Genomic DNA, 18839 nt, shown 5'->3' on the forward strand with positions numbered 1-18839 from the left:
AATATATTGGTAAAGTTTGATGAAAATATAAGAAAATACGAATTATATTAAATTAAAATAAGAAAATAAATGTTAAATTCTAATTAAAAATCTTATAATATAGTAGAATTTTATATATAATATTCGGATTAAAGATGAAAAAAAGATAGTCTTATGCTATATTGAATATGAATTATATAACATAAGGGGGATAATTTTGATGATCCGAAAAAATAAGAAAATTATGAGCTTATTAATTGCTTTATCCGTTTTCTTTACATCTATAGGAGTACCAATTAAAAGTACATTAGCTTTTGAAAATGGTATAGATGTAATATCTGCTGCAACGGAAAATACTAAAACAATTATAAATGAGGGGTTTAAAGGCGATAAGAATGAAACTAGCTTAGTTTCAAAAGGTTGGATTATTACTAGAAATGGAGAGACAGCAACAAATTTAGCAGGTTATGATACTTCAGGAAACTATGGGGAAGCATCTCCAGCATTAGGATTAGGAAGAAAAAAAGGTAGTAAAATTGAAACTTTAGAAACACCAGAATTTACTTTAACGACTTTAGGAAAGCTAAGTTTTTGGTATAAAGGACAAACTGGTAATGGTCCTTATACATCAACTTTAAAACTAGAAATATTAAGGAATGGTTTTTGGGAAGAAATAGCTGGACCTGACATAGCTAGTTCAGGGAGTTTTGAAACTGAAATTCCAGAAGATACAACTAAAGTTAAATTTAGCTTTAATAAGACTTCAGGAAATTTAGCAATAGATGATATTAAAATAACAAGTGATAAAAATACTTTTCCTCCAGTAGACGGATTGGTGGATATATCAGAAGCTAGAGGTTCAGAAAAAGGAACAGAATTAGTTATAAGAGGTGTTGTATCATTTAATGATAGAAATAAAACTCTTCATATACAAGACAAAACAGGTGGAATATCTATTTCAAATCATAATACATCAATAGATTTTAATAATATTAAAAAAGGACAAATGGTAGAGGTTAAAGGTATTGTAGGTGATTTTAATAAATTAGTACAAGTCACACCTAATGAAGACGTTAAGATTTTAGATGAAAATATTACAGTGAAGGCTGAAAAAGTAAGTATTAAACAGTTGTTGAAAGGTAATCATGATTCTAAATATGTGTCAATAACTAATGCTGTTATAGATACTACAGAAAAAACTTTAACTCAAGGAAAAGATGTTTTATCTATTTACTATTTACCAAGTGATATAAATGTAGAGACTGGAGATATTGTTAATGTAGAAGGAACTATGGGAAGATTTAAAGATAATATACAAATATATGGATCTTCAAGTACTTTTACTAAAGTTGAATCATCAGATTTAGAAGCTCCAGTCATAAATCATAAAGCTATAAAGAAAGCTCCAAAGGATGCTGATTTAGAAATAGTTACAGATGTTACAGATAATAAAAATGTTGAGAATGTAGTAGTATCCTATAGAACTAAAGGAACAGAGCCATTTAAAACATTAGATATGGGAAAAATAGGTGAAAATAAATATTCAGTTAATATATCTAAAGAGGAATTAAATATAAATGGATTAGAATATAGAATTTCAGCTACTGATGGAATTAATAATAGAGAAACACAAGTTTATTCGGTAGAAATTACTGATGAAGATATGATAGGACCAGAAATTTTTGATGTTTTACCAGCTGAAAATTCAAGTATAGGAAATGAATTAAGACCTATAATAAAAGCCTCATTAAGGGATAGAACAGCTGTTAATGTAGAAACTATTAAAATATTTTTTGATGGAAAAGAAGTTACTAATAAAGCAAGAATAACTGAAAATTTAGTAGAATATAATCCAAATGAAGATTTAAAAGATGGAGTTCATACAGTAAAAATAGAAGTTAAGGATACGTTGGATAATTTATCTTCTAAGGAATGGACTTTTAGAAAGGGTGAATTAAATCATTTCTTTGGACAACTACATTCGCATACTAATATTTCAGATGGAACTGGAACTTTAAATGATGCATATAATTGGGCTAGAACAAATGGAGCTGATTATTTAGGAGTTACAGACCATTCAAATTGGTTTGATAATGATACAAAGGCATCACTTGCAGATGGATCAGCAAGTTCCGTATGGACAGAAGCTAATAAAACAGCTGATAAGCATGATAAAAATAAAGATTTTACAGCTCTTTATGGCTATGAAATGACTTGGTCAGGTTCAACTGGTGGCTGGGGACATATAAATACTTTTAATACACCTGGGTTTGAAACTAGAACTAATAAGTCAATGGATTTAAAGACTTATTATGAAAGACTACAAACTCAACCACAATCAGTATCACAGCTAAATCACCCAGGGAAAACCTTTGGGGACTTCAGTGATTTTGGATTCTACAGGGAAAAGACAGATGAAGTTGTAAATTTAATAGAAGTTGGAAATGGAGAAGGACCAATAAGAGGTTCAGGTTACTTTCCTAGTTATGAATATTATACAAGAGCTTTAGACAAAGGGTGGCATGTAGCCCCTACTAATAATCAAGATAATCATAAGGGAAAATGGTTTACTTCAAATAATGCTAGAACAGTAGTTATCTCTGAAGAAAACTCAAGAGAATCTTTATATGATTCAATGAGAAGTAAGCAAGTTTATGCATCAGAAGATTCTAATATGACTATTGACTATACAGCTAATGGTGCATTAATGGGTAGTTCATTAGGTGGAGTAGATAAGCTTAACTTTAAAATTAATATAGCAGATGATGATGCTATAAGTAAAGTTTCAATTATAGCAAATGGAGGAGTAGAGGTTACTTCAAAAGAGTTTAATAGTAATAATGTTAATTGGGATTTTGAGTTAAATCCAGAATATACGTATTATTATGTAAAAGTAGTTCAAGCTGATAAAGACATAGCAGTTACAGCACCTATATGGGTTGGAGATAATATAAACTTTGGAATGATAGAAACTACTGTTGACAATGAATTAACAACACCAAATGAATCAGTAAATATTTCAGCTGGAGTTTATAATAATGGAGACAGGGCGTTAGAAAATATAAAAATAGAATTTTTTGAAAATGAGATAAATTCTGATAATAAAATTGGAGAAGAAATTATTGATAGAATAGAATCAACTAAAACAGAAACTGTTGAATTATCATGGGTACCAAAAAAATCAGGAGAGTTTACAATATATACTAAAGCTACAGTTTCTATAGAAGGAAAAGAAAGAGTATTTACTAAGAGTATTAAGATAAATGTAGTAAATGAAGAAGATATTTCTAGAGTAGTAATAGATGGGGCTCATTATAATCAATATGTTACAGGAGATTATGCAGGAAAATATTCAGCACTTAAAAATATATTACAAGAAAGAGGTGCTATAACTAATATTAATAAGAATCCTATAACAGATGAAACATTAAAAAATATTAATTTATTAATACTTACAGATCCTCAAAGTAGAGATAAGTCAGAGTATGATTTACTTGCAAGCAAATTTGAAAATAGTGAAATAGATTCTATTAAAAGATATGTTGACAATGGTGGTAATATAATAGTTACAACTAAGGCTGATTATGGTGATGGAACTGGCCAGTATAGCAATGGTATTCAAATGAATTCTGTATTAGAAAAAATAGGAACAGAGTTAAGAGTAAATGATGATCAAGTTGTTGATGATATTAAAAATGGTGGACAGCCATATAGGTTATATTTAAATCAATATGATTCACCAAAATATAATTTAGTAAATTGAATTGAAAATGGAAAATCAGAATATAGCTTTTATAGTGGAGCATCAATAATTCTTGCAGAAGGGGCAACAGGTAAAAATGTTGACTTTTTAGTTAAAGGTCATGAAACAACAACAGCTAACGATGCAGATAATCAAGAAGATAATGTTAAAGTTGAAATGGGAAATGTATCTGTTGTAGGAGCTGAGGAACTAAAGAGTGGAGCTAAAGTAATAGTTTCAGGAAATACCTTTTTCTCTGATTTTGAAATAGATGGTAAGAATTCTGAAAGCCATTCAAATATTAATGTAACTAAAAATGTTTTAGATTGGATGTTACCAAAGAAAGAAGCTAAAACAGTAAAGATTGCAGAAGTTAGAAAAGATGATAATAATGATGGAATTCCAGATTTACAAGGTGAAGAGTTTACTGTAGAAGGAACTGTTACTTCTCAATCTGAAGCAGTAACACCTAAAAATGCATTCTTTGAAGTAGTATATATTGAAGATGAAACTGGTGGATTATGTGTATTTGGAGTTTCTAACACTGAATTGAAAGTAGGTCAAAAGGTTAGAGTTACAGGACAAGTTGAACATTATCAAGGTGAATTTGAAATTTCCATTAAGGATGAAGATAATCAATTAGAAATAATTGATGAAAATATTTCAGAAATAAAACCAACTAAACTTACAACTAAAGAAAGTATGTTATCAATTAATGGTGGTAAACTTGTAGAGGTTGAAGGTAAAGTCGTTAAAATGGATGGTTCTAATCTTTATGTTGATGATGGAAGTGGTATTTCAAGATCATATGTTGAAGGATATATTTGGGATGGAATGAATGAAGAATCAAAAGGAAAGTGGGATCCAGAAATAAAAGTTGGAGATACTATATCAGTAATTGGATTAGTATCAATAGACCCAGAAGGTGAGAGATTAAGAGTGAGAAATACTTCTGAAATAAAACTTTTGAAAAATGAAGAAATACCTGGAGGCGGTGAAGATTCAGGTGGAGATCAAGAAGGTGATTCAGGAAGTGATAATGGATCAGGAAATGGTAACAATTCAGGGAATGATTCAAATTTAGGTTCAACAGATAAAAATAAAACAGAAGGTAAGTTACCACAAACAGGTGGGGTAAATAGTACGGTAGTTATGGTTTTATCAATAATAGTACTTGTAGGTGGAGTAATATTAGTATTTAAAAAGAAAAAAGATAAATAATTATCAAGGGCCATTTTAGAGGGATTTACTCCTTCTAAAATAGCCTTTTAGTTTACAAAAGATAAAGAATATAATTAAGGAGTGATACCTTTGATAAATATAAAAGACTATAGGCAAGATATTATATCAATTTTAATTACTGTAATATTAAGTGTAGTAATTATTTTTGCATCCAGTAGTATATTTAATAACGGATTTTTAAATGATAAATTAAATAAAGGTGTTGAATATTATAAAGCAGAAGTAAAGGAAGTTTTAGAAGAAAAACTTCAAGTAGATAAGTACATAGAAGATATAGAATTGGGATATCAAAATGTAACTTTAAAAATATTAGATGGTCCCTATAAGGGAAATGAATATAATATAACTAATAATGTCAGCAGGTTATATAATTTTAAGGTTGAAGAAGGTAGTAAAATAATAGCAGGTATGTACTTTATGGATGGAAGCTTGAAAGATGTTACTATAATTGGATATAAAAGAAGCAATACATTAGGAATTTTAGTATTATTATTTTTTATAATAATACTATTAGTAGGAGGTTTTAAAGGATTAAAATCTATTATATCTTTATTATTCACTATGATATGTGTAGTATTTTTAATGTTACCTTTAATGCTTAGAGGAATAAATCCAATAATATCAGCTATAGTAATTGCAATTATAAGTATAACAGTAACATTACTATTAGTTTCAGGTATAAATAAGAAAAGTTTCTCAGCTATCTTAGGAACTTTATTTGGAGTGTTAATAGCTGGCATATTAGCGTATGTATTCGGCTATATGTCTTACCTTTCAGGAATTAATATGGAAGAGGCAGAAAGTATAATGTATATAGCTGAAACTACAGGTTTAAAGATTAATGGAATAATGTTTGCTGGAATATTAGTTGCATCTTTAGGAGCTGTTATGGACGTTGCAATGTCTATATCTTCATCTGTATTTGAAATAAATTCAATAAACAAAGAAATAAATATTAAAGGTTTATTTAAAAGTGGAATGAATATAGGAAGAGATATAATAGGAACTATGTCTAATACTTTAATATTGGCTTTTGCTGGAGGATCTTTAAATACACTTATTTTAATATACTCATCTAATATGACAGCTAATAGATTATTAAACTTAGATGTATTAGGAACTGAAATTATTCAGGGATTGGCAGGAAGCATAGGTATAATATTAACAGTTCCTATAACAGCAATAATTTCTTCGTATTTATCTAAGAAAGAAAAAATGAATTTATATTAATAGAAAATAGAACATTATAATAAAGAAGCATTTGTTATTATTTTTATGACTAATGCTTCTTTTATTAAAAAAATAATTATTAAAATACCTTAATATAGTCGATGAATGGTGAAATATAGTGAAGAAAAAATGAACAATAATGGCTGATATTATGATAATATGTTATTTGATAGATAAAAAATAAAAGATAGGAATTATAATATGATATTTAATTTATATGAAGATGAAAAAAATAATTCTAGAAAGAGATTAATTAAGGATGTTTTAATTGGAACTATAATATTTTTACTTATAATAATAGTAGATATTTTATTTTTAGATTTACTTCCAATATATGGATTGGGGAAGTCGCAAAGTATAAATAGCACAAATTATGTGTTAGGAATAATATCAATAGCGTGTTGTTCCGTATATTATTATATGTATAAAAGTAACGAGTTTTTTATATTAAACTTGAGTTATATAAGTATAACTATAGAATATATTTTAATAAACATTTTAATAAGAGGGTTATATGAAGAAAATATATTAAAATTTAGTTCTATAATTCTTCCATTTATATTTAGAGCAATTTTATTAACTTTAGCCGTTTTTAATAATAGCAAAGTTGTAAAAGTAATTTTAAAGAGAAAAGGGATTTCTGTTTTAGCAACAATAATAATAACGATTTTAAGTATTATAGGTGAACTGGCTATATATTATAATATAAATAACAAATTATTATATGAAAATATACTATTATTTAACGATGTAATAGTAGTATATTATTATATATTACTTGTATTACTAGCTAAAAAATGTTTAGAAAGAAATCAATTTATTTATACTATAATAATTTCGAGTTTAAGTATATTTAATATGAGAAGAATTAATGTATTTGAATCTATTAATATAAATATTAAGGATATTTTTGCCTATAGAGCTGGTTTAGCCTTTGTAGGATTTATAATATTATTAATTGGATTATTTATAGAAACAATAAATAAAATAAAGGAAAGTGAAAAGTTAACAGAAGAATTACAGAATAATCAAAAAATGCTTTTAACAATTACTGAAAATATAAAAGATTTAATTATTACAGAAGATTGCCTAGGAAATATAACATATGCTAATAATATAGCATTAAATAAATTGGGGTGTGAAAGAGAAGAATTATATGGTAAAAAACTTAAAGACTTTATATATTCAGAAAAGAATGTAATAGGTAATGATGATGAAAATATAATTTTAAAAGAACAAATATGGAAATCAAAAAATGGTGACCATTTATCGGTAGAAAGTATAATAAGTAATATTACTGAGGAAAAGAAGAGGAAATTATCTAAGATAATAGTTGCAAGGGATTGTAGTTTTAGAGAAGAGTTGGAAAATTTAGAGAAAAAATACAATGAAATAAAAGAAGTTGAAAATATAAGAAGTCAATTCTTTGCTAATTTATCTCATGAATTTAAAACCCCAATAAATATTATATATTCATGTGTTCAAATTTTTGATACATATAAAAATACAAATGACAAAGATCTAGGAGAAATTTATAGAAAATATGATAAAACAATAAAACAAAATTGTTTTAGGATGCTAAGGCTTATAAATAATTTAGTAGATATAACTAAAATAGATTCAGGATTTATAAAAGCTAAGCTTATAAATTATGATATAGTAAGTTTAGTAGAGGAAATATCATTATCAACTATACCTTATGTAAAAAGTAAAAATATAAATATAATTTTTGATACAACAATTGAGGAATTAATTATTAAATGTAGTCCAGAATATATAGAAAGAATAATTTTAAATCTTCTTTCAAATGCCGTTAAATTTACAGATGATGGTGGAAATATATTAGTATATATTGACTCAGATGAGAATTGGGTAACTATAAAGGTTAAAGACGATGGAGTAGGTATTCCATCAGAGTTAAAACATGTTATATTTGATAGATTTGTTCAAATAGATAAATCTTTTACAAGAGCTAATGAAGGTAGTGGAATAGGATTAGCTTTAGTTAAGGCATTAGTAGAACTACAAGATGGTGAAATTTATTTAGATGATAATGTAAGTGTGGGAAGTGAATTTATAATAAAATTGCCTAATAAAAAGTTAGAATTAAATGATGAAATTAATAACGATTTTATAGAAAAAAGTTCTAAACCAATAATAGATACGGTTTCCATAGAATTTTCAGATATATATGAGTTAATGCAATAGTTTCTATATATAAAAAGAATTAGTTTATTTAAGAGTATTTTCTTAATTTTAAGAAAATACTCTTTTTTTATAACATTTTTACTTTAAATATATTATTTAAATAAAAGAATGATAGAATAATAGAAAGAAAATTTACAGTATAATTTTATTTTTAATAAAATTATACTGTAAAAAATACATTTTATTAACAAAAACATTGAAAAAAGTAAAAAAATAAATTAAAATTAAATTGGATTTATTGTTAACAAAAGTTCATTTACTTTTTATTATGGATAGGGGAGAAATATATGTGGAGAAAAACTAGTAAAAAGAATTTTATAGCATTTTTAACTACATTAACATTAATTTTAGGATTAATAATTCCAATAAATTATGAAAAAGTTTACGCTATGGATGAACAAGCAATTGAAACATCTAATATATCGAATGATAATAATTTACTTGACAAGAAAACGATTGCTAAAGATAAAGATTATGATAGTATAAAGATTTTAGGATATGAAGATAATAAAGAGTTAAAAAATAAAGTAGTAGGTTTATTAAACATAGGAAAAATAAAGTTAAGTAATGGACAAGATACTATTACATGGGAAGAAATAAAAAAGCAATTATCAGTGGATGATTTAGATGAGTTAGTAAGAGGAATAAATAAGAAAATAGATATAATAAGCTTTAATGATATACATGGAAGTGTACAAGAAACAAAGAAAAATCCTGGTGTAGCTAAATTAGCAACAGAGATAAAGAAATATACAAATAAGAATAATGAAATATATAATAGCTTCATTGTTTCAGGTGGAGACATGTATCAAGGAAGTGCAATGTCAAATTTAAAATTAGGAGAACCTATAAATAAATTTGCAAAAGAAATAGGTTTAATAGCATCAGCTGTAGGAAATCATGAGTTTGATTGGGGAACAGGAAATTTTGAAAAGTGGTCACAAGATGGTGGATTTCAATTTTTAGCTGCTAATTTAATAGATAAAAAAACAAATGATATTGCTTCTTTTGCAAAGCCATATCTAGTTGTAGAAAGAAATGGAATTAAAATTGGGTTAATTGGTTTAGCAACACCAGATACTTTATATACTACAAAGCCAACAAATGTAGTAGATTATAAATTTACTAGTGGTGTAGAAGAAGTAAATAAATATGGTAAATTTTTAAGAGATGAAGAACATGTTAATGCTGTAGTTGTAATTACACATATGGGAGCAAAGTTTGAAAATGGAGAATTAAAAGGTGAATCAGTAGACATTGCTAAATCTGTTGAAAAAGGAATGGTAGATGCAATTGTAGCAGCTCATGATCATAGATTTACAGCTGGTACAGTTAATGGAGTTAAAATTGCAGAAGGTGGATGCAATGGTAGAGGATTAGGTAAATTAAGTTTTACATTTGATCCAGAAGGTAAGTTAATATCAGTTGAAAGTAGTTATGATGAAGTATATAAGAGAAAAGATGATATTAAAGAAAATGAAAAAGTACAAACTATGGTTAAAGATTATGAAAAGGATTTAGAAGTTATTTTAGGAGAAAAGATATCAGATTTAGAGGTAGATTTAACTAATAATAAATATAATGGAGTAACTCTATTAGGGATTACAGTATGTGATGCAATGAAGAAAATTACTGGTTCAGACATTGCTATAACTAATGGAGGTGGATTAAGAGCACCTATAAATAAAGGTATAGTTACAATGGGAGATTTATATACAGTTCTTCCTTTTGATAATACTTTAGTAACTATGGAGCTTAAAGGTGAAGATATTATTAAAATAATAGATTATGGAATAGATCCTAAAAAAAGAGGATGGGGACAATTTTCAGGAGTGAAAGTTTGGTATACACCAGAAAATGAAGAAGGAAAAAGAATAACATCAGTAAGATTAGAAGATGGAACCAAAATAGAAAAAGATAGATACTATAAGGTTGTAACAAATGATTTTATGGCAATTGGTGGAGATAATTATGATTTTTCAAAAGCTAAAAATGTATGTAATACTAATTTAGTAATGAGAGATGAAATAAAGGATCTTTGGAAGAATGAAGGTATAAATCCTAAAGAAAAAAATGTATTAGTGGCTGGAGTAGATGATACTAAGGAAGAAGTAGTTTCAGATACAGATAATAATAAAAATGATACAGTAATAAATGAAAAGGAAAATAAAGAAACTATAATAAATAACAAAAATTCTGAAGTTAAGAATCATAGTGTTGGCTCCAAACTTCCTAATACAGGAGCTCCATTTGGAGGAGTACTAGAATTATCAGGATTTATTGCAGTAACTATTGGCAGTTACTTAACTAAGAAGAAAAAAGTATCATAGTGTAAAGGTTATTAAAAATATTGCTGAGATTTCTAATTTCAGTAATATTTTTATTTTTGTATGTTATAATTATATTTAAACTTATTATTATGGAGGGATTACATATGATAAATAGAGATAGAGTTGTAAAAAGATTTTTAGAGTATGTTCAAATTGATTCAGAAAGTTATAAAGAAGGAGCTTTTGCTAAAAGACTTGCAAAAGATTTAGAAAAATTAGGGTTAGAAGTAGAATTTGATAAGGCTTGTGAAGTTGTAAAATCAGATACAGGGAATTTAATTGCTAAATTAAAAGGAAATGTGGAAGGAGAACCTATTTTATTTGCATGCCATATGGATACAGTTACACCATGCACTAATATAAAGCCAATTATAAAAGATGATATTATTTACTCAGATGGAACTACTGTTCTTGGTGGAGATGATAAAGGTGGAATTGCAGCAATTATAGAAGCATTAACAGTTATTAAAGAAAATAATATTAAACATCCTAATATAGAAATAGTATTTACTGTAGCAGAAGAGGTTGGTATATATGGTGCTAAAAATTTAGATTACTCTAAGATTGAGTCTAAAAATGCATTTATTTTTGATACTAGTGGAGATATAGGAACTATAGTTATTAAAGGACCTGCTCAAGATAAGTTACTAGTTAAAATAACTGGTAAATCAGCTCATGCAGGAGTATCACCAGAAGATGGTATAAGTGCAATTCAAATAGCTTCAGAAGCAATATCAAATATGAAATTGCTAAGAATAGATGAAAATACAACTGCAAATATAGGAAAGATAAATGGTGGAGTTGCAACTAATATTGTATGTCCAGAAGTTATTATAGAAGCAGAAACAAGAAGTACAGTAATTGAAAGTCTTGAAAAACAAACAGCTCATATGATAGAAACTTTTGAAAAGGCTGCTGAAAAGTTTGGAGGAAAAGTTGAAATAACTGTAAATAGATTGTTTGGACAATTTGTAATTAATGAGGATGATGAAATAGTAATTAAAGCTAAGAATGCTTTAAAAGCCATAGGAATAGAAGGAAAAACAAAATCTACAGGTGGTGGTAGCGATACTAATGTATTTAATGGAAATGGATTAAAAGCAGTTAATCTATCAAGTGGAGAAAGAAAGCCTCATACATTGGAAGAACATATGAAAATAGAGGATTTAGAAATATTGTCAAGATTAATTGTTGAGCTTTCTAAGGCTTAACAAAAAAATAAGGGTAGAATTGTTCTACCCTTATTTTTTATAGAAATTCTAGTATTAACACATACCACCATTTCCACCGCCACCAGTGTTGCCACCAGGGCACCCGCCCATATTATTGTTACCACCAGGAGGGTTTGTCTTAGGATTATTTTGTTTATAAACATTCATAATTTCATTAGCTCTTGATTGTAAAGTTATTAAGCTATCCTTATATTCAGGATTTTCAGGATCTAAATCAGTAGCTGCTTTTATATGATTTACAGCAGTATCAAACCAGCCCTTTTTTAGAGAAATAAATCCTTGAAGATAGTTCCATTCAGCAGAGTTCCTATGATCGATTAGATTTAATTTAGATTCAGCTAAAACAAAGTTGTTGTGCTCAATTAAATTTCTTATTTCCTTATAAAGATTTCCGTTGATTAATAAATCATAAGCTATATTAGCATCTGTTAAAGCTTTTTCAGTAGAATTATTAATAGATAAATTATTCATGTTTACATTATAATTTGCAAGAATATTATTATAAGCATTTTTAATGTCATCACTAGATGCGCCAGGTTGAACTCCTAATACTTTATATGGATCCAATTTAAATTCACTCCTTAAATAATTTATAATACCTATTTTAAATATATTTAAAGAATTAAATATTATTCTAATTAATTAAAATAAAAGTCGGTTTCATAATTGAAACCAACTTTTAAATTAGGCAAAAAAGTATTTTATATTTTAATAAAGTAGAGCTTGGCATCCGGCGAAGGACAAACCAAGCTCTACAGGTAATCAGCACTTTTCGTACCAACTGCTAGTATATAATACCATGAGCAATAAATAAATGCAATAAAAAATTATTGGTAAAAATGTTCAGATAATAATAACAATATAAAAATAGTGGCAAATAATTATATATTGTGGTAAGTTAGTAATTATTAAATCAGAATCAAAGGAGAAATATATGAGGTTTAAAAAAGTATATATAGAAACTACTAATATATGCAATTTAAGTTGTAATTTTTGTCCGAAGACAAAAAGAAAGTATAAGTTTATGAATGAAAATGAATTTTTACATATAATAAAAGAAGTAAAACCATATACGAATTATATATATTTGCATTTAATGGGAGAACCATTTTTAAATTCTAATTTAGAAAAGTTTCTAGATATAAGCTATAAAAATGATTTAAAGGTTAATATAACAACTAATGGAACTTTAATTAATAATGTTAAAGAAATTTTATTAAAGTCAAAAGCTTTAAGACAAGTTAATATTTCATTACATAGTTTTGAAGCTAATGATCAAGATGTTAATTTTAATGAATACCTTGAGAATATAATTAATTTTATTAATGAAGCTAACGAAAAAAGTAATATAATATGTTCATTAAGATTGTGGAATATGGACACAGTAGAAATGAAAGCAAGTAATAGTTTAAATAATTGTATATTTAGACTATTAGAAGAAAAATTAAATTTAAATATAAGTATAAAGGAATCTTTAAAAGATAAATTAGGGATAAAGCTTAGAAAAAATTTATATCTTAATACAGCTGAAAAATTCAATTGGCCTAATATTAATTTGTTAGAAGAGGAAGAAGAGGTTTTTTGCTATGGATTAAGAGATCAAATAGGAATATTAGTAGATGGAACAGTGGTACCATGTTGCCTTGATAGTGAGGGCAATATACCTTTAGGTAATATTTTTAATAGTTCTATGGAAAAAATAATAAATTCTGATAGAGCAATAAAAATTTATGAGGGTTTTTCAAAAAGGAAAGCAGTAGAAGATTTATGTAAAAAATGTGGATATGCTAAGAGATATAAAGTTAAGAAATAATACATATAAAATGGGGGATAGTAAGTGAAGTATGTTTATAATTTAACATTTAAAATGTCAATATCAGCAACAGTAGCTTTAGCCTTAGCAGGTTTATTAAAGTTGAATTTTGCACCAGTAGCAGCAGTTATAGCTATTTTAAGTATCCAAGATACTAGAAAAAAGGCATTGATAGTAAGCAGAAATAGAATTCTAGCATGTTTAATAGGTTTAATGGTATCAGTTGTTCTTTACAAATTATTAGGGCAAAGTCCAATGGTTTTTGGAATATTTTTAATAATATTTATACCTCTAACATCTAAGTTGAAAATAGAAGAAGGAATGATAGCTACAGTAGTTTTATCAACACACTTATTAATAGCAGAAAATATAAATCTTTATTGGATTGTAAATGAATTATTAATTATGTTAATAGGAATAGGAACAGCAGCTATTGCTAATCTTTTTATGCCATCATTAGAAGATAAATTTAAAGAGGATAAAGATTATATAGAAGAAGCTTTTAGAATTATACTATTTAAGATGTCAAAATCATTAGTTACTCATACTGTAGATGTTGATGAAGGAAAATTAATGGATGAAATAGAAGAAAAATTAACAGATAGTAAATATACTGTTTATAAGATTGTAAATAATAAATTCTTAAAAACTAATTCTTATTATACAGATTATATAAATATGAGAATAAATCAATATGATACTATAAAGAGAATGAGATTGCATTTTGATAAGTTTTATATGTCTTTTAAGCAAACTACTATAATGTCTAACTTTATAAAGGAAGTAGCTAAAAATATAAAAGAAACAAATGATTGTAAAGAATTACTTAGAAAGTTAATAATTCTTAGAAATGAATTTAAAAAAATGGATTTACCAAAAACAAGAGAAGAATTTGAAAATAGATCACAGCTATTACAACTTTTAAATGATATTGAAGAGTTCTTAGAAATAAAAAGAAACTTTGCTAAAAGCTATCTATCTGAAGAGAGTTAAATATTTACTACTAATGAAAAAGAAAATATTGACAAATTAACCTTATAGAGGTAAGATAAATTTGTAAAAGTTAATAATTTTCTTCAGGGCAGGGTGGAAATCCCTACCGGCGGTAAAGCCCGCGAGCTAGTTTTAGCATGATTCGGTGAAACTCCGAAGCCGACAGTATAGTCTGGATGAAAGAAGAAATAAATTTGAAACTATGATTATTTATAGGATTATTTGCTCTGAACTTTTTAGGTTCAGAGCTTCTATTTTTATAAAAACAAAATATAATTTTTATAAAAGATTGTATAGATAATAGTTTAATTTTAGAGCCTTGAAGCATTTGTTTTCAAGGCTCTTATTTAGTTTTTAGGGGGAATAATTATGGATGAGATTTTTATGAGCAGAGCTTTAGAATTAGCTAAAAAAGGAGAAGGTTATGTAAATCCTAATCCCTTAGTTGGAGCTGTAATTGTAAAGAATGGAAAAGTTATTGGAGGAGGATACCATAAGATATTTGGGAAGGAACATGCTGAAATTAATGCAATAAATAATACAAATGAAGATTTAGCAGGAGCAATTATGTATGTAACTTTAGAGCCTTGTTGTCATTATGGGAAAACACCACCATGCGTAGAGGCAATAAAAAGACATAAAATTAAAAAAGTTGTAGTAGGAACATTAGACTTTAATCCGTTAGTAAAAGGAAAAGGGGTTAAGTTTCTTAAAGAAGAAGGTGTAGAAGTAGTTGTAGGAGTTTTAGAAGAGAAGTGTCAAAGATTAAATGAAATATTTAATCACTATATTATAAATAAACAGCCTTTTATAGCATTAAAGTGGGCTATGACAATTGATGGGAAAATAGCTACAGCTAAACATAAATCTAGGTGGATTACTAATGAGAAATCTAGAGAGTTTGTCCATAGTTTAAGAAAAAAATATAAAGGTATTATGGTAGGAATAAATACAATATTAAAGGATAATCCAGATTTGAGATATAGAGGTGATGATATAAATGAGTATTTAAGTAATCATTTTAGAGTAGTCTTAGATAGTTCATTAAAAATACCAATAGAGTCTCTTGTTTTGAAGAATCAAAGTAGTTCAAAAACTTTAATATTTACTACTAGATTAGCTGATAAAAATAAGAAAATTGTACTTAAAAGTAATGGTATTGAAGTTATAGAAGTAAATGATAAAAATGGACAAGTAAATTTAAAGGAAGTAATGAAAAAGTTAGGAGAAAGAAATGTAGATTCCATTCTTGTAGAGGGCGGAGGGAACTTAAACTATTCATTTTTAGAAGAGGGATTAGTAAATAAAGTATATACATTTATAGCACCAAAAATATTTGGAGGTGAAAAAGCATTAACCCCAGTTGAAGGTCTAGGGATTAAAGAAGTAAAGGAGTCATATAATTTAAAATTTCAAGAGATTAGAAGTTTTAATGAAGACTTATTAGTTATAGGAAATTTTATTGGTTAATTAATTTATATTTTGGAGGATTCAATGTTTACTGGGATTATTGAAGAAATTGGAGAAGTTAAGTTTTTAGAAAAAAATGATAAATCATATAAAGTGTCTATAAAGTGTAAGAAAGTTTTAGAGGATGTAGATATAGGAGATAGTATTTCCACTAATGGAGTATGTTTAACTTTAATTGCTAAAGAAAAGGATTTTTTTTCAGCTTATATAATGAAAGAAACTTTAGATAAAAGTAATCTGACATACTTAGATATAGGTTCAAAAGTAAATTTAGAGAGAGCTATGAAAGTTAATGACAGGTTTAATGGACATATTGTAAGTGGACATATTGATTCTATGGCTGAAATAATTAATTTTCGAAGAGAGGATAAAACTACATGGATAACTTTAAAGGCTACAAAAGAAACAAGCAAATATATGGTTTATAAAGGATCTATAGCTATTGATGGAATAAGTTTAACAATAGCTAGACTTAAAGGTGAAACTTTTGAGATTTCATTAATTCCTCATAGTCAAAATGAAACTACACTACTTAGAAAAGCTATAGGTGAAAAAGTCAATATTGAATGCGATATCTTAGCTAAATATTTAGAAAAGCTATATTTTTGTAAAGATATTAATGAGGAAAGTTCTAAGATTTCAAAAGGGTTTTTAAGTGAAAATGGATTTATGTAAGAGATTTTTTTATTTATTGAAAGGTGGTGAGTGGGAATTTATTTTCCCAAATATATGAGTAAATTTATGACAATAGAAAAGGCTATAAAAAATATTAAATTAGGAAAAATGATCATAGTTATAGACGATGAAGATAGAGAAAATGAAGGAGACCTAGTAATGGCGGGTGAAATGGTTACTGGAGCGGATATAAATTTTATGGCTACACATGGTAAAGGGTTGATTTGTATGCCAATAAGCCAGGAAATAGCAAGTAATTTAGAGTTAACTCCAATGGTTGAAAATAATACAGATAATCATGAAACAGCATTTACTGTATCTATAGATTATAAAGAAACTAGTACAGGAATATCAGCCTTTGAAAGAGCTACTACAATTCAAAATATAGTAAAAAATAATAGTAAGCCAAATGATTTCAGAAGGCCAGGGCATATTTTCCCTTTAATAGGTAAACAAGGTGGAGTTTTAAAGAGAGCAGGTCATACAGAGGCCTCTTTAGATCTAGCTAAACTAGCAGGACTAAAAGAAGTTGGAGTTATATGTGAAATAATTAAAGATGATGGAACTATGGCAAGAACTTCAGAATTATTAGAATTTTCTAAAGAACATGGTATAGGAGTTATAACTATTAAAGATTTAATAGCTTATAGAAGTAAAAGGGAGATTTTAGTTGAAAAGATGGTAGAAACTAAAATGCCAACAAAATATGGTGAATTTTTAGCTATTGGTTTTGTAAACAGACTTAATGGAGAGCATCATGTAGCTTTAGTTAAAGGGGATATTAAAGAGAATGATTCGGTTTTATTAAGAGTTCATTCTGAATGTTTAACAGGAGATGTTTTTGGTTCTAAAAGATGTGATTGTGGCGAACAATTTGATAGGGCTATGAAGCAAATAAGTAATGAAGGAAGTGGAATTCTTCTTTATATGAGACAAGAAGGAAGAGGGATAGGATTAATAAATAAGTTAAAAGCATATAAGCTTCAAGATGAAGGATTTGATACAGTCGAAGCAAATTTAAAATTAGGATTTCCAGAGGATCTTAGAGATTATGGAATAGGAGCTCAAATATTAAAATTATTAGGAGTTAAAAAAATAAGGTTAATGACTAATAATCCTAAAAAAATTTCAGGGTTAGAGGGATATGGTTTAAATATTGTTGAAAGAGTACCAATTGAAATTGAAAGTAACAAAGATAATATATTTTATTTAAAAACTAAGAAGGAAAAAATGGAACATTTACTTAAGTTATAAATAAAATTTTTATAAATTAATTTAATTTTGAAGGAGATTATTATTATGAGGATAATTGAAGGGGATTTAATAGGGAAAGGGAAAAGATATGCAATTGTAGCGGCAAGATTTAATGAGTTTATAGTATCTAAATTAGTTAGTGGAGCTATAGATGCTTTTAAAAGACATGGTGTAGATGAGGATAGTATTACAGTAACTTGGGTGCCTGGTGCATTTGAAATACCATTAGTTGCAAAAAAATTGGCACAAAGTAAAAATTATGATGCTGTAGTATGCTTAGGAGCAGTTATAAGGGGAACCACAAGTCATTATGATTATGTTTGTTCTGAGGTTTCAAAAGGAGTTGCCAATATTGGTTTAGAGACAGAAATACCAGTGATATTTGGAGTAATAACTACAGAAAATATAGAGCAAGCTATCGAAAGAGCTGGAACTAAATCTGGAAATAAGGGATTTGATGCGGCAGTATCAGCTATAGAAATGTCTAATTTATTAGGTAAATTTAAATAAGAGAAGGAAAGTGAATTCTTTTTGAATTCACTTTCTAAAAAAACATATTGAAAACGTTAACTTTTATTATTGTATTATATATAATTATATTATATAATTCAGATAAAGGTTAACTTTTACAGTTTAGTAAACCGATTTGAATTAATTTATTTAAGGAGGAT

The 18839-nt window shown here is 27.0% G+C and carries 13 protein-coding genes and 1 riboswitch; of the genes, 12 read left to right on the forward strand and 1 reads right to left on the reverse strand.

Annotated features, from left to right (window positions below):
• Window positions 1-199 precede the first annotated feature (199 nt).
• From CP523_RS14065 to CP523_RS14090, 6 genes are all read left to right on the forward strand, one after another.
• Window positions 200-3742 (forward strand): CehA/McbA family metallohydrolase, encoded by a 3543-nt coding sequence (locus CP523_RS14065; protein ID WP_120140971.1) that lies wholly within the window; start codon window positions 200-202, stop codon window positions 3740-3742.
• 156 nt (window positions 3743-3898) lie between these two features.
• The gene (locus tag CP523_RS14070; RefSeq protein WP_120140972.1) at window positions 3899-4942 is read left to right on the forward strand and encodes an LPXTG cell wall anchor domain-containing protein; all 1044 of its coding nucleotides are present in this window, start codon (window positions 3899-3901) and stop codon (window positions 4940-4942) included.
• 99 nt (window positions 4943-5041) lie between these two features.
• On the forward strand, window positions 5042-6193 hold the full coding sequence (locus CP523_RS14075) for a YibE/F family protein (RefSeq protein ID WP_205687154.1): 1152 nt from the start codon (window positions 5042-5044) through the stop codon (window positions 6191-6193).
• A 201-nt stretch (window positions 6194-6394) separates the two neighbouring features.
• The gene (locus CP523_RS14080; RefSeq protein WP_120140973.1) at window positions 6395-8401 is read left to right on the forward strand and encodes a PAS domain-containing sensor histidine kinase; all 2007 of its coding nucleotides are present in this window, start codon (window positions 6395-6397) and stop codon (window positions 8399-8401) included.
• A gap of 287 nt (window positions 8402-8688) precedes the next feature.
• Entirely contained in the window at window positions 8689-10731 is a 2043-nt protein-coding gene (locus tag CP523_RS14085; protein WP_120140974.1) for a 5'-nucleotidase C-terminal domain-containing protein, read from the forward strand.
• Between the two features lie 104 nt (window positions 10732-10835).
• On the forward strand, window positions 10836-11942 hold the full coding sequence (locus CP523_RS14090) for a M20/M25/M40 family metallo-hydrolase (protein WP_120140975.1): 1107 nt from the start codon (window positions 10836-10838) through the stop codon (window positions 11940-11942).
• Window positions 11943-11996: 54 nt separating this feature from the next.
• On the opposite strand, the gene CP523_RS14095 is transcribed toward CP523_RS14090, so the two are convergent.
• On the reverse strand, window positions 11997-12530 hold the full coding sequence (locus CP523_RS14095) for a J domain-containing protein (RefSeq protein WP_120140976.1): 534 nt from the start codon (window positions 12528-12530) through the stop codon (window positions 11997-11999).
• A gap of 367 nt (window positions 12531-12897) precedes the next feature.
• On the opposite strand from CP523_RS14095, the gene CP523_RS14100 reads away from it, so the two are divergent.
• The 6 genes from CP523_RS14100 (at window position 12898) to ribH (ending at window position 18678) form a co-directional block, all read left to right on the forward strand.
• Window positions 12898-13776 carry a radical SAM/SPASM domain-containing protein gene (locus CP523_RS14100; RefSeq protein WP_120140977.1) on the forward strand — a complete coding sequence of 293 codons (879 nt, stop codon included), beginning with the start codon at window positions 12898-12900 and terminating at the stop codon, window positions 13774-13776.
• A gap of 24 nt (window positions 13777-13800) precedes the next feature.
• Entirely contained in the window at window positions 13801-14769 is a 969-nt protein-coding gene (locus tag CP523_RS14105; RefSeq protein ID WP_120140978.1) for an aromatic acid exporter family protein, read from the forward strand.
• A 75-nt stretch (window positions 14770-14844) separates the two neighbouring features.
• A riboswitch (FMN riboswitch) is annotated at window positions 14845-14961 on the forward strand.
• Window positions 14962-15138: 177 nt separating this feature from the next.
• The gene (gene ribD, locus CP523_RS14110; protein ID WP_120140979.1) at window positions 15139-16239 is read left to right on the forward strand and encodes a bifunctional diaminohydroxyphosphoribosylaminopyrimidine deaminase/5-amino-6-(5-phosphoribosylamino)uracil reductase RibD; all 1101 of its coding nucleotides are present in this window, start codon (window positions 15139-15141) and stop codon (window positions 16237-16239) included.
• A 24-nt stretch (window positions 16240-16263) separates the two neighbouring features.
• A complete protein-coding gene (locus CP523_RS14115) occupies window positions 16264-16914 on the forward strand; it encodes a riboflavin synthase (RefSeq protein WP_066678460.1) in 651 nt (216 codons plus the stop codon).
• Window positions 16915-16968: 54 nt separating this feature from the next.
• On the forward strand, window positions 16969-18168 hold the full coding sequence (locus CP523_RS14120; RefSeq protein WP_066678462.1) for a bifunctional 3,4-dihydroxy-2-butanone-4-phosphate synthase/GTP cyclohydrolase II: 1200 nt from the start codon (window positions 16969-16971) through the stop codon (window positions 18166-18168).
• Window positions 18169-18213: 45 nt separating this feature from the next.
• Complete coding sequence (gene ribH / locus CP523_RS14125) at window positions 18214-18678, forward strand: 6,7-dimethyl-8-ribityllumazine synthase (RefSeq protein WP_066678464.1); 465 nt, start codon at window positions 18214-18216, stop codon at window positions 18676-18678.
• Window positions 18679-18839: the final 161 nt, after the last annotated feature.

The sequence above is a fragment of the Clostridium septicum genome, assembly GCF_003606265.1.
GTDB lineage: Bacteria > Bacillota > Clostridia > Clostridiales > Clostridiaceae > Clostridium > Clostridium septicum.

Excerpts from the sequence above, each read along its gene's own strand:
- CP523_RS14085 (WP_120140974.1), top strand. The coding sequence starts at position 8,689 with ATGTGGAGAAAAACTAGTAAAAAGAATTTTATAGCATTTTTAACTACA.
- CP523_RS14080 (WP_120140973.1), top strand. The coding sequence starts at position 6,395 with ATGATATTTAATTTATATGAAGATGAAAAAAATAATTCTAGAAAGAGA.
- CP523_RS14090 (WP_120140975.1), top strand. The coding sequence starts at position 10,836 with ATGATAAATAGAGATAGAGTTGTAAAAAGATTTTTAGAGTATGTTCAA.
- CP523_RS14120 (WP_066678462.1), top strand. The coding sequence starts at position 16,969 with ATGAGTAAATTTATGACAATAGAAAAGGCTATAAAAAATATTAAATTA.
- CP523_RS14070 (WP_120140972.1), top strand. The coding sequence starts at position 3,899 with ATGGGAAATGTATCTGTTGTAGGAGCTGAGGAACTAAAGAGTGGAGCT.
- CP523_RS14100 (WP_120140977.1), top strand. The coding sequence starts at position 12,898 with ATGAGGTTTAAAAAAGTATATATAGAAACTACTAATATATGCAATTTA.
- ribD (WP_120140979.1), top strand. The coding sequence starts at position 15,139 with ATGGATGAGATTTTTATGAGCAGAGCTTTAGAATTAGCTAAAAAAGGA.
- CP523_RS14065 (WP_120140971.1), top strand. The coding sequence starts at position 200 with ATGATCCGAAAAAATAAGAAAATTATGAGCTTATTAATTGCTTTATCC.
- ribH (WP_066678464.1), top strand. The coding sequence starts at position 18,214 with ATGAGGATAATTGAAGGGGATTTAATAGGGAAAGGGAAAAGATATGCA.
- CP523_RS14115 (WP_066678460.1), top strand. The coding sequence starts at position 16,264 with ATGTTTACTGGGATTATTGAAGAAATTGGAGAAGTTAAGTTTTTAGAA.